General features: G+C 65.5%; 15 protein-coding genes and 2 pseudogenes. 7 read left to right on the top strand and 10 right to left on the bottom strand.

Annotated elements, in window-relative coordinates; genetic code table 11:
• Positions 1-89: 89 nt before the first annotated feature.
• From M5I08_RS22890 to M5I08_RS22875, 4 genes are all read left to right on the top strand, one after another.
• Positions 90-1436 carry a DUF7159 family protein gene (locus M5I08_RS22890; protein WP_440271469.1) on the top strand — a complete coding sequence of 449 codons (1347 nt, stop codon included), beginning with the start codon at positions 90-92 and terminating at the stop codon, positions 1434-1436.
• An 89-nt stretch (positions 1437-1525) separates the two neighbouring features.
• A complete protein-coding gene (locus tag M5I08_RS22885) occupies positions 1526-1909 on the top strand; it encodes an Rv0313 family protein (protein WP_219065996.1) in 384 nt (127 codons plus the stop codon).
• A gap of 71 nt (positions 1910-1980) precedes the next feature.
• Positions 1981-2688, top strand: coding sequence for a cutinase family protein (locus M5I08_RS22880; protein ID WP_219065995.1), 708 nt, complete (start codon positions 1981-1983; stop codon positions 2686-2688).
• Positions 2689-2794: 106 nt separating this feature from the next.
• Complete coding sequence (locus M5I08_RS22875; protein ID WP_219065994.1) at positions 2795-3466, top strand: VldE C-terminal domain-containing protein; 672 nt, start codon at positions 2795-2797, stop codon at positions 3464-3466.
• A gap of 24 nt (positions 3467-3490) precedes the next feature.
• Here M5I08_RS22875 and M5I08_RS27130 read toward each other — a convergent pair whose 3' ends face one another.
• Entirely contained in the window at positions 3491-3775 is a 285-nt protein-coding gene (locus M5I08_RS27130) for a hypothetical protein (RefSeq protein WP_370328535.1), read from the bottom strand.
• Positions 3776-3787: 12 nt separating this feature from the next.
• Here M5I08_RS27130 and M5I08_RS22865 point away from each other — a divergent pair.
• Both M5I08_RS22865 and M5I08_RS22860 read left to right on the top strand, forming a co-directional pair.
• Positions 3788-4129 (top strand): annotated as a pseudogene (locus tag M5I08_RS22865) (ATP-binding protein); the annotation flags it as partial.
• A 53-nt stretch (positions 4130-4182) separates the two neighbouring features.
• Complete coding sequence (locus tag M5I08_RS22860) at positions 4183-4365, top strand: integrase (RefSeq protein ID WP_249762976.1); 183 nt, start codon at positions 4183-4185, stop codon at positions 4363-4365.
• Positions 4366-4369: 4 nt separating this feature from the next.
• On the opposite strand, the gene M5I08_RS22855 is transcribed toward M5I08_RS22860, so the two are convergent.
• Positions 4370-4753: a very short patch repair endonuclease gene (locus M5I08_RS22855; protein ID WP_219065993.1), complete on the bottom strand. Its 384-nt coding sequence runs from the start codon at positions 4751-4753 to the stop codon at positions 4370-4372.
• Positions 4754-4952: 199 nt separating this feature from the next.
• On the opposite strand from M5I08_RS22855, the gene M5I08_RS22850 reads away from it, so the two are divergent.
• On the top strand, positions 4953-5969 hold the full coding sequence (locus M5I08_RS22850) for a DNA cytosine methyltransferase (RefSeq protein WP_219065992.1): 1017 nt from the start codon (positions 4953-4955) through the stop codon (positions 5967-5969).
• Here the strand turns inward: M5I08_RS22850 and M5I08_RS22845 are convergent.
• The 8 genes and pseudogenes from M5I08_RS22845 to M5I08_RS22810 form a co-directional block, all read right to left on the bottom strand.
• Entirely contained in the window at positions 5930-6253 is a 324-nt protein-coding gene (locus M5I08_RS22845; RefSeq protein WP_219065991.1) for a hypothetical protein, read from the bottom strand. The two genes, M5I08_RS22850 and M5I08_RS22845, sit on opposite strands and share 40 nt — an antisense overlap.
• Positions 6254-6918: 665 nt before the next feature.
• The gene (locus M5I08_RS22840; RefSeq protein ID WP_249762975.1) at positions 6919-9252 is read right to left on the bottom strand and encodes a cation-translocating P-type ATPase; all 2334 of its coding nucleotides are present in this window, start codon (positions 9250-9252) and stop codon (positions 6919-6921) included.
• Positions 9200-9625: a cation-transporting P-type ATPase gene (locus tag M5I08_RS22835; protein WP_249762974.1), complete on the bottom strand. Its 426-nt coding sequence runs from the start codon at positions 9623-9625 to the stop codon at positions 9200-9202. Before M5I08_RS22835 ends, M5I08_RS22840 begins: the two co-directional genes overlap by 53 nt.
• A gap of 107 nt (positions 9626-9732) precedes the next feature.
• On the bottom strand, positions 9733-9903 hold the full coding sequence (locus M5I08_RS22830; RefSeq protein ID WP_219065990.1) for a hypothetical protein: 171 nt from the start codon (positions 9901-9903) through the stop codon (positions 9733-9735).
• A gap of 2 nt (positions 9904-9905) precedes the next feature.
• Positions 9906-10067, bottom strand: coding sequence for a hypothetical protein (locus M5I08_RS22825; protein ID WP_219065989.1), 162 nt, complete (start codon positions 10065-10067; stop codon positions 9906-9908).
• 57 nt (positions 10068-10124) lie between these two features.
• Positions 10125-10402: pseudogene (locus M5I08_RS22820) on the bottom strand (putative PEP-binding protein); the annotation flags it as partial.
• A 62-nt stretch (positions 10403-10464) separates the two neighbouring features.
• Complete coding sequence (locus tag M5I08_RS22815) at positions 10465-11067, bottom strand: RES family NAD+ phosphorylase (protein WP_219065988.1); 603 nt, start codon at positions 11065-11067, stop codon at positions 10465-10467.
• Complete coding sequence (locus tag M5I08_RS22810) at positions 11064-11729, bottom strand: hypothetical protein (RefSeq protein ID WP_219065986.1); 666 nt, start codon at positions 11727-11729, stop codon at positions 11064-11066. The genes M5I08_RS22815 and M5I08_RS22810 overlap by 4 nt, the downstream gene beginning before the upstream one ends.

Below are 11729 nucleotides of genomic sequence, written 5' to 3'. Positions count from 1 at the left end.
GTAACGCCGCGTCGCGCGGTGCATTCTTCGCCCGACTGTTGCTAGCGGAGGACATTGGAGAAGTCGTGGACATCGTTCTAGGTGTGTCGATGGCACCTACGGTCGTCCGCATGGTGCTGGTGCAAGGCGAAAACGCCGACGGCGTGACCGTCGAAGCAGACGAGTTCGACGTCGCGGTCGCGGACGGCTCGGCAACGAGCGCACCCGCTCAGGTGGTCGCCGCTGTCCTCGGCACCCGAGAAGGCGCCGCCGACGGTGGCTACCGGTTGATGTCGACCGGTGTGACCTGGACCGAGCCAACCGATGTAGGTGCGTTGCGGGACGAGCTCGCCGCCCGCCAGATCTGCGGCGTCATGCTGGTCTCACCCCTGCTCGCGGCGGCGGCGCTGGCCCAGACAGTCGGCCAGGCAATGGGTTACGAGTACACCGCGCTGCTGTTCATCGAGGCGGAAAGTGCAATGTTGGCCGTTGTCGAAACCGCCGACGGTTCCATCGTCGATTTGCACCGACGGCATCTGCGCTGCGCTGGGCACAGCGCTGAGGAGATTGCCGTGCTGGCCGCGATGGTCGCTGCGCTCGACGGGCGGCAGTCGCGTGTCGACGGTGTGTTCGTTGTTGGTTGCGGCGTCGACATCGTCGCCATCGTGCGGCGATTGGAGGCGCTGGTTTCCATCCCGCTGAGCGCATCTGAAGAACCGGACCTGGCGCTCGCCCGCGGCGCGGCGCTGGCCTCAGCAAATGCACCGTTGTTCGCGTCGTCGACCGCTGCGTTGGCCTACGCGCAGGATCCCGGCACCGGCGAGGTGAACCCGCTCGTAGCCGCATACCGCGACGTTTCCGCGAATGCCGGATTGGGCAACGGCGCTCTCGCCTACAGCGCCTTGGCGGACGAGGACGACGACCTTCGTCCCCGCCGGCCGTTCCTGCCGGCGGGTAGTGGGCTCGCGGCGGTGCTTCTGATTGGCCTTGTGGCGCTGTTGGTGTCGCTGGGGGCTGACGGCGGTCCGGCGACGAATCACAGTGCCAGCCACGTCGGGAACGTCCATCCGACAGAACACGTGACGCCCCCCGGGCCCGCGCCTGTGGTAGCCGGACCGGCACCGAAAGCGTCCGCGCCAGCACTGGCGCCGCCGTCGTCGGCCGCTGCGCCTCCACCTCCTCCGCAACCCGTCACGGCACCGGCCCCTGTGCTGAATCAGCTACCGCAAAGCGTCGTGAACCCGGCTCCTGTCCGTCAGGTGCCGAGTCGGCAAGCACCCGTCTACGCGCCGCCGCCGGCCGCTCCCGCACCGCCGCCGCCGCCGGCCGCTCCCGCACCGCCGCCGCCGCCGGCCGCTCCCGCACCGCCGCCGATGGTGGTGTACCTGCACCTGCCGTTCGTCACCGTCCCGATTCCGATCGACCTTCCGCCGCCCCCACCACCGCCGGGGCCGTAGCACTGAGCGGTCGCTGGGGGCGCCGATGGCGCAGGCGGCCCGTTATGCGCACACTGGGGTGTATCCGTGTGAGCTGCCAGGAGGCCGCAATGGACGACAACGGTCGATTCGGATTCGATCCCGACGACTTTGATCGGGTGTTCCGCGATGCCAGCGAGGGACTACGCGAGGCATTCGACGGGATCAGCCGGTTTTTCACCGTGCCGGGCGACCGCGCCGGGCGGTCCGGGCTTCTCGACGACCTGGCCCGACGCTTGCGGACGAGGCCGGAAACTGCCGGTGAGGCCGGGCGCGGCGTCTGGGTCATTTACACCGTGAGCACTGACGGCGGTGCACGGGTCGAAGAGGTGTACGCCACCGAACTTGACGCGCTGCGGGCCAACCAGAACAACACCGATGCCACCCGCAAAGTCCGCTTCCTGCCGTACGGCATCGCCGCCAGTGTCCTGGACGACGCAACGGAAACGCCGTAGCACCTGCCTTTCGCGACTGAAGCGAATGGAAAAACCCGACCCCCTGGGGGGACAGCGCAACAATGTTGACCATGCGCCCACGTCAAACTGCTCGCGTCATTGTTGCCGCGTTGTCCGCCACCTTCGGATTGCTGAGCGGACCCCTCCCCATCGCGGCGGCGCAACCGTGCCCCGACGTCGAGGCAGTCTTCGCCCGCGGCACCGGTGAGCCGCCCGGTGTCGGCGGGGTGGGACAGTCATTCATCGACGCACTGCGCACGGCAATCGGCCCCAAGTCGCTCGGCGTGTACCCGGTTAACTACGATGCCAGCAGCAACTTCTCCGACCGCATCGCGTTTGCGCAAAGTGTCGTCGAGGGGATCAAAGATGCGGGTAACCATATCGAGGCAACCGCGGCGAACTGCCCCAACACCCGGATCGTGCTCGGCGGATACTCTCAGGGCGCAGCGGTGGCCGGTTTCGTGACGTCGGCTTCCATCCCGGCGGAGATACCGGCCGAATATGTCCAGTTCCTGCCCAAGCCGATGCCACCGTCGGTGGCTAACCACGTCGCCGCGGTCACCCTGTTCGGGAAGCCGTCAAATCAGTGGCTGCAAAACTACGGCGCACCGGCGATCGTCATCGGCCCGCTATATGCACCCAAGACCGACGACTTGTGCGCTCCCGGTGATACCATCTGCGATGGCGACGCCGGCGGGGTGCCGAACGTTGCGCACGCCGAGTACGCGGTAAACGGCATGACGGCCCAAGGCGCGGATTTCGCGGCGAGCCGTCTGTAGCGAGAACCCAGTAGCCGGCCCATCTGAGGCTCGACGGAAACAAGCCGTCAGAGGTGGATAGTTACGATTTCGTGACAATCCCTAGATTTGCTCGTAAGGTGTCGTCGTGGCGCGACACCGATTGGCCAGCAGCCGACGAAGGTCACCGGCGATGGTGGCTGCAGTGGTCGCCCCGGCTGCCGTCTTCTTTGTGGTCGCCGGAAGCGCCGACGCCGCCGCCACCCGAGCCGAGGCCAATCCGGACGTTGGCGGTGCCGCGCCGTGCCGCATAGAGGTCACCCCGGTCGCCCCGGCCCCACCGTCGTGGGCGTGGTCGAGCGTGAGCGTCGGCAGCGGCGAGATGGCGTCGGCGTCCAGGGCATCACGATGGCGGGTCGTCAATCGAGATGCCCCTCGCGTGCTGCCCGCGGGTGTCGCTTCGGAGCGCGGTCTACAGGTCAAGACGATTTTGGCCGAACGCAGTCTCAGCGCGGCGTTCCCTGAGATCAAGAGCATCGGCGGCGTTCGGCCGGACTCGAAGCCTTGGCATCCGCAGGGTTTGGCGTTGGACATCATGATCCCCAACCCCAGTAGCGCTCAAGGCATCGCGCTCGGAAATGAGATCGTCGCGTTCGCGCTGAAGAACGCGACTCGATTCGCGTTGCAAGATGCCATCTGGCGCGGCACCTACTACACCCCCAATGGGCCAGCAGGCTCCGGTTACGGCCACTACGACCACGTCCACATCACCACCCGGGGCGGCGGATATCCCGCCGGCGGGGAAATCTACGTCCGCTAAGGGCGCGCGTTTCAAACCCTTTCGCTAACCTCGCTTCTGCGCCGCGCAGTCCTGGTCAGTGCCGCGACCGAACCATTCCGCGGCGGCGTTCGTGATAACCGCTGAGGCGTCTCCGGCCCGGGTCCACAGCTCACGGTCGGCGCCGAGTAACGCCGTGCCGTCCGCGCGCCCGAGGGGCACACCTGAACGGCACGGAATTTCAAAGGCGGCGACGGCGCCGGAAGACAACACGCCTGAAGAAGGATTGAACAACATGCCGGAGCCATTGAGCCGCAATGGCTTTCGTGTTAACGCTGCTGGCAGCGTCATCGGCCGATGGTTTCCGGGCTGCACGTGGCGTGGTTTTAGCCGCGAAGCTCTCGGGGCCCTGGTGCGCCGCCACCGCGCCGACGACACCGCCACCAAGGCCATCGGCCGCATCCTGCGCGCCGATCTCATCTGCGTTGATGACATTGGGCTGTTAGCCGTCGGCGCCGACGCCGCCGAAGGCCTCTACCGCCTCGTCGACGCCGCCTACGAGAAACGCTCGATCGCATTGTCCAGCAACCTTCATCCGGCCGGATTTGACGAGCTGATGCCCAAAACCCTGGCCACCGCCACCGTCGACTGCTGAGTCACGCCCACGTCTGCCAAACCAGCGGCGACAGCGTGCGTCTCATGTAAAAGCACCGGCCGGTTCGCGGCTTCGCCGCCAGCGTACGGGCTGAAGAACTCAGGTGACAGGGCCGCCCGCCGCTGCCGCTGATGGTGTCGGACATAAGGACGCCAGCCTGACGATGCGGCTCTACGCGCACCTGATCAAAACCGACGACCATACGGGCAACATGGCGGCGCTCGGCGCGCTAGCGGCCCTGGCGCAGACGCCGCGCTACGGCAACGTAATACCGCTACACGGGTAGATGGTCATTCGGCGCCGACCCCGCGCAATGCCTCCCGCACAGCCGAGACGGCGTCCTCGACCGCAACGTGCTCCCAGACGCGGATGACGGTCCAGCCCGCGTCGGTCAGAATCCTCGTCTGCTCGCGATCCCTCTGCGCATTCTTGGCCAGCTTCGGCAGCCAGTACGAGTTGTTGGACTTCGGTGGGCGTCCATGTTCTGGGCACCCATGCCAAAAGCAGCCGTCGAGAAACACCGCCAGTCCTTTACGTGTGAACGCAATGTCCGGCCTTATGATGCGGCCCTCGGCCCGTACGGGGTAGTCCTTCCGGAACCGAAGCCCGCGAGCGTGAAGGGCGCTGCGTAGAAGAAGCTCGGGCCGTGTATCCGTCCGCCGAATGGCCGCCATGTTCCGGGACCGCTCCAGTGACGGTGTTGTACTCGCCGGACCTGCGTTAGGTCCCGGCGCGTCATCCTCGGGTCCGCCGGACACAACCCGTACGGTACTGCTTAAAAGATGTCCCCGGTGTCGCCTACCCTCAGTGGCGTCGAACACGTGTTCGTAGTCGAGGTTGGATCCCGTCAGGGTCGGAAGGAGCCCGTCGTCAATGGGACGTCGCAACAGTGCTGAAGGCAACGGCGCGGTCAGTGGGCCGAGACCATATCGAGTCGCCAGCTTCTTCGCCGGTATAGGCGGATTCGATCTGGGTTTTGAACGCACCAACAGCATTAAGACTGTCTGGCAGTGCGAGAAGAAGCCTTTCTGCCTCGACATTCTAGCCAAACACTGGCCCGACATTCCTCGGGCAGACGACATTACGAAGGTGATTGGTGATGACATCCCCGAAGCGGAAATCTGGGCGGGCGGCTTCCCTTGCCAAGACGTCAGCCTCGCCAGAATGGGACCTCGAACTGGACTTAAAGGAAAGCAGTCCGGTCTCTTCTACGACTTTGCGGAGCTTATTGGCGAGCGTCGCCCCGAAATTATCGTCCTCGAAAACGTTGCGGCTCTTCTCTCTTCCCACGACGGACGAGATTTCCCAATCATCATTCGGACGTTGGCCGATTTCGGGTATGGCGTGGCGTGGCGAGTGCTTGACAGTCGATACTTCGGCATCCCCCAGAGTCGCTCAAGAGTCTTCATTGTCGGATCTCTTGGAAGTGCGGAGACCGCCGGCTCGATACTTTTTGAGCCCGAATGCGGCGACCGGGATGCTGAGACGCGCCGACCGGATGGGGCGAAACTTGTTTCCCCCTTTGCGATCCGCGTTGGAAATCCTAAGCAAGGGTACGTAAAGAAGCTGGCTCACTGCCTCTACGCGGAATCAGCTCGCCATACTGGGACGGATTGGTCCCGCAACTATGTGTCCTATCCGGAGGGAGCTGTCAGGCGGCTGACACCGCTGGAAACCGAAAGATTGCAAGGGTTCCCAGACGATTGGACGATGCCGACGCACGAGATGCCGAACCAGGACACGCTTGAGTCGGCGAGGTACCACGCTTGCGGTAACGCCGTCTCGGTATCTGTTGCCGAGTGGTTAGGGAAGCGCATCGTGGATGCCTTGAATGCCCAGCGGCTGGCCAATCAAACGTCAGCTTTGAACGTCACGCCGAGGTCGGCGTAGAGCCGCTTCAGATATTTGGGGCTTGGCCGCACCTTCGGATCGACGGGTAGCCACTCGTCCGGTATCCGTTCTCCGTCAGCGCCTAGCCGGGTCATGCTCATCGGATCTACCAAGTCCGCCAGGCTAGTAAAGCGAACGTAGAGCATCGAGCGGAGCCGGGGTTTACCGCACCCAGCTGGATCGAGCCAGAGGCCGGTGTCCCGCACGACACCGTCCGGCCAGCGCATGCCGAACGTCCAGCCCTCTAATCCGAGGGCGTTGTACCCCGAGTGGTTTCCGACCACCTCGTACTCGCCTCGGCCTCCCGAGGTACGGAAGCCTATGTGCAAGCCAACGTTTCTTGTGCCGGTTCCCGAACCGCTGATTGTCCGCGATGAGATGCCAGTGTCTCACCTCGCCGCTGCTGGTCAGCGGATTATTCAAGGGCCGTGTTGCGGCAGCGAAAGAGGATCGCCTGACTAGCGGATATACGGGACCGTTACGGGATCGCGCGCCGCTCTCACCTAGGAAAGACGGGCGAAAGCCTTGGTCAAAGTTGAGCCGATGGCATGACGGGAACCCGCGTATTCAGCTTGGGAAGCTGCTTCGGCGCACCCACGCTCGTTCGCTAGTCTCCGCAACCCTCCGAAAGTCGGCACATCGCCGCAGCTCAGTGTTGGTTCTCATTCAATCTCCGATGACTTGTGGAGGCTTGCGACTTAGCTGGATAGGCCCCCGTGACGGCCAAAACACGGTCACGCACAGCAAACCGGACGGCTGCATTAGAAGATCGGCGCGATCACCGATGCGTAGCGCTGACCGCGAGGATGGCGTGGTGCGCCGTCAGGGTTGCGAACCCAGGACCCGCTGATTAAGAGAACGCGGGCTAGTTAACGGCTGACCTGGGGCGCTGGCTAGCATCGCCGCCGGCCTGGGTAAGCGCCGACCCGACACGGACTTCCAGGCCGGTCTACGCCGCTTTTCCTATCCGCTGCTCTCCGTGATGGCGCGGTTCTGGCGGGGGTGCGCCGCGTCTTCGCCACAGTCGGCGTAATTCGTCGGCGCCCCACACGATGAACGGGAACGGGACTACCAGCAGCAGTTGGCCGCCTGACAGTGCGGCGGTGCCGAATAGCGGGTGCAGGAACGGCGTGTACACCAGCGTCAGGGCGAACACAATCTCCGCCGCGATGCCGGCCAGTAGCGCCGGATTGCCGAATACGCCGATCGCGCGCAGCGACGCGTGATCGGTGCGGGCGGCGAATGCGGTGCCGACCTGGCAGGTGACGATGCCCAGCCACGCCACGGTGGTGGCCTGCTGGTAGGCGTGGTGCAGGGGGCTGCCCACCCTGGTGGGGGCGCCGGGGTGCCATCCGGCCTGGTGCAGAACGAGCAGAAAGCCGCCCATCACCAACACTGCGGAGATGGCGCCCAGGAATGCCCAGGCACGCAGGAGCATCGATCCGCGGATGATCGACTGCTTGGGGGGGCGCGGTGGGCGGTCCATCAGTCCCGGTTCGGCTGGTTCCCGCGACAGCGCGAGCGCGGGCAGGATGTCGGTGCCCAGGTCGATCGCGAGGATCTGCAGTACGGTCAGCGGCAGTGGTATCGCCCCGCCGGAGACGGCGAACACCAGAAACGGCACGATCTCGGGGACGGCGTGGGTGAAGATGTAGAGGATGAATTTGCGGATGTTGTCGTAGACCCGCCGACCCTCTTCGACTGCGACGACGATGGTGCCGAAATCGTCGTCGGTGAGAACCATTGTGGCCGCTTCGCGGGCCACGTCGGTGCCCGAGCGGCCCATGGCCACGCCGATGTCCGCGCGGTGCAGGGCGGGGGCGTCGTTGACGCCGTCGCCGGTCATGGCCACCACCTGCCCTTGGGCCCGCAGCGCGTCGGCGATGCGCAGCTTCACCTCCGGTGAGCTGCGGGCGAAGATGATTTCCGCGTCACCGGAAAGCAGGTCGTCAAGTTCGGGTTCACTGAGTGCGTCGAGTTGTTCCCCGGTGACGATCTGGGTGCCCGCCGAGCCAATCCCGACGCGGCGAGCTATCTCGGCCGCGGTGAGGCCGTTGTCCCCGGTGACCACGTGGATGCGGATCCCGGCGCGGTGCGCCTGGGTGATCGCGTCGAGGACTTGGAGCCGAGGAGGGTCGAACATTGCGACCAGCCCGAGCAGACACAGCCCCTTCTCGATATCGGCGCGGGCGAGGCCGATCACGGTGTCGCCATCAACTCGACGGCGGGCGACCGCCAATATGCGCAGTCCCTGCGCGGCGTAGTGGTCGATCAACCCGGCCAGGCGGGTTCGGTCGAGGTCCGTGAGGTCGCGGTGCCCGCCACCGACCTCGGCGATGGTGGTACAGCACGGCAACACTGTTTCGGGTGCGCCCTTGGTATGCACGGCAATGTTTCCGTTGCCTTCGGCATCGACCGTGGGCATGCGGCGCAGGTGGGGGTCGAAGTGGAACACCGCCCGTCGACCGGCGTCGCGATCGTGCGGATCGAGGGGCACACGGACGGTGCGGGCCAGCTCGAGCAACGCGAGTTCGGTCGGATCCCCGCTCGCCGCCCCCGAGGGTTGGGAGGCCAGTTCGGCGCTGGTGCACACGGCCGCCGTGTACGCGAGAGTGCGCAGCTCAGGTGAGTCGATGGCGTCGGCGCCGTTTTCGAGGTCGACCTCACCGCCGGACAGCCAGACCGTGGTCACCCGCATCCTGTTCTCGGTGAGTGTGCCGGTCTTGTCCGTGCAGATCACCGTCGTCGACCCCAGCGTCTCCACGGCCGAGAGGCGCTTGACCACGGCGCCGCGGCGCGCGAGATCGCGCACACCCACCGCCAATGCCAGGGTGATGGTGGGCAGCAGCCCCTCGGGCACATTGGCGACGATCAGCCCGATCGCGAACGTCGCCGCGGCCGTCCAGCCCAAACCGGCGGCAACGCCGGCCGGTAAGAACACCAGTCCGGACCCGACCGCGACCAACGCGATCAGCCAGGCCACCCGCTTGACCTGCCGCTCGAGCGGACTATCGGTACGGCCGGTGCGCTGACTCAGCGCAGCGATCCGGCCCAGTTCGGTGCGCGCGCCGGTTGCGGTGACCACCACCCGCGCTTCCCCTTCGATGCAGGCCGTGCCGCTGAACACGAGTTCCCGGGCCTGCAGCAAGGGTCCCGTTGTGTCGAGTTGATCAGCGGAGCGGGGCGCCGGAAGCGACTCACCGGTCAGCGTTGACAGGTCCACCTCCAGGTCACCGTCGATGATCCGGGCGTCGGCGCAGACCCGATCGCCCTCGGAGATCACCGGGCACCAGGGTGCGGGCCTCGACCTCGACCTTCTGACCGTCCCGCACCACGCGGGCATGGGTGGGCAGGTAGGCGGCCAACGCCTCCACCGCGCGTTCCGCTTGAAGTTCCTGAACGAACGCAAAACCGGCGTTCAACACGATCACCGCAACGATCGCCGCCGCAAGGACCGGGGTGCCCGTCAACCAGGCCAACACGGCCGCCACAACCAGCACCAGGGCGAGCGGGTGGGTGAGTTGCTTGAGCAGTTCACCCGGCCACCGTCGGCCCGAACTCCGCGGCAGCTCGTTGGGCCCGTACACGAGCAGCCGCCGCTGCTCCTCCCGGCCGGACAGCCCCAACTCCGACGTTCGCAGGTCGCGAAACAACAAATTCAGGGACTCTCTCGGATCGATAGATCCATCCGCTGCGGTGGTCTCGCTTACCACAGGTTCAGTTGGCGACCAGGGGTCGCCGCCTCGCTGCGGTGGGCGGCCGCTCACTGGTGCAGACCGACGACTCGGGCCGCCGCGACGTCGGCCTCGGCCGTACGGGCCTTGGCGCTCGCACGGATCCGGTCGGCGCCGACGTCGCGGTGTCGGTAGCGCTTGTAGCGCGCCCTAGACCTGCAAATTGCGATGAGCAGAAGTGCCGCGACCGTCGCGAGCACGATCAGAGAGCTGATACTGGCTGCAATATCGGATCCTTGCACGGGTACAGCATGGCCGGGGCGCACGCCGCGGCACCACTGCAGGCCGTGTCGGCGAGCACACCGTCGAGGTCGAAGATCACGCGTCGGTGGTAGCGCGGGTCGATGGTAACCGGCAGCTTCATGGCAAGGCGCCTGCTCAAACCGCTGTGACGGCTCCGGCCGATGGAACGTGTTGCTGTTCATTGCGTCGGCGCGAACTGTTGCTCCGCCTGCAGGACCTGGCGGGTGGTCTTGATCACCGTGTCGGGATTGAGGCTCATCGACTCGATGCCAAGCCGGACCGAGAACTCAGCGCGACGATCTCGCTGTCGCGATCGACGCCGAGAGTGAGCTGAGTCAGGTCGTTGGAGCCTATGGAGAAGCCGTCGAAGCGCTTGGCGAATTCATCGATGAGGATTACGTTGTTGGGGATCTCGCACATCGCGTACACCTTCAGACCGTTCTCGCCGCGCCGCAGACGGTCCAGCAACGGTTTACGCGCATACCGGTAAAAGTCTTCGTCCGGCTCGGCAGCGTTGTCTACCAACGCGTCGCGTTGGGGTCGTCGAATAGCTCGTAGTCGCCGGTGGTCTTCCACTGCTCGGCGGCTTTGTGCGGGGTGTCGAACCAGCGGACGTGTGGCGCGACTTCGGCCGGGGCACGAGCTGCGTCGGTGAGGTGCCCGGTAGGGATCTCCTCAGGTGTGAGGGGTTCGCTTAGGAATGGATTCAGGACCCGGACGCCGAACAGGATCAGGTTGTGGGTTCCCGGCAGCGCGGCCGATGGCACGATCATCGCGGTCGATCCGCTGTCTCTAACAACCTCGGCCAATGCCTGCGTAGGGGTGTAATCGTCGCCGACAAGCTCGTCGGGCATCAGCCCGTAGCGGGCGCAGTCGTCGAAGTCGACGCGTGTCGGGTCGTCCACGTCGACCACCGCCGTCCACAAATTCAACATGATGTCGTCTGGATTGCCTTGTGGGCCAAGGTGGTGGCGAAGTATCTCGGCCGCAGGGCCGAGCGGATGAAGACTCAGGTATTGGACGGTGTCGCTTCGGGCGCGGTGGAAACGGCCGGCGCGCGAGCTGGGGAATGCCCACCACGGCGAGTCATAGGATGCGTGGCGAAAGACCGTCGGTCTCATGCCGTCTGGGCACGAGCCGCGCTGGCCGCGTCGAGCAGCCGCGGGTAGCTCAGCGGGTCATCGAGCAACTCGATCGGCCGCCGGCCGAGAACGGGATGCTCCCGATAGAACCAGGCGACGACGCCCGGACCGGTAAACGAGTGACGCAGTTGGTTGACGACCTGCCCAACCACGCGGATACGGGCGGCGTCGTCAGCCGCTGGAGCAGTGCCGTGGTGAGTGAGCCAGCGCTGAAGTTGGCGAACGGAGATCCCAAGCAGGTCTGCGAGAGTCTTCTGGGGGGTGGCGAGTACCTCGGCCGTCCTGGTGAGGACGTCACGGACTGGAGTGTCATCGCTGTAGGGCTGATTCTCGACGATGCCACGCAAGGCATGGCGGAATTGCTCGAGCGCAATGCGCACATCTCGGCGCCGCTGCGCGTCGTTGTCATGGCGGAGTGCTTTCTCCGCGCGAAACGCCGCCGCCCACAGTGTTGTCGTCAAGTAGGGGTCGGCCTCAAGACGCAACGGCGTCGCCGCGCCCAGTGTCCGCTCGAAGCTATCAATGAGCCGGGTGACCTCGCCGGGAACCGTCTTTGACCGCTGCAGCAGCTTGGTCGCTTCGTTGACCCGACCGAGGAGGACATCAAGCTCTGGCCTTGTCGTGGTCAATGTCGTGGCCAT

It is taken from the genome of Candidatus Mycobacterium methanotrophicum, assembly GCF_023515995.1.
Classification (GTDB): domain Bacteria; phylum Actinomycetota; class Actinomycetes; order Mycobacteriales; family Mycobacteriaceae; genus Mycobacterium; species Mycobacterium methanotrophicum.
This window is presented reverse-complemented; position numbering and strand designations above follow the sequence as displayed.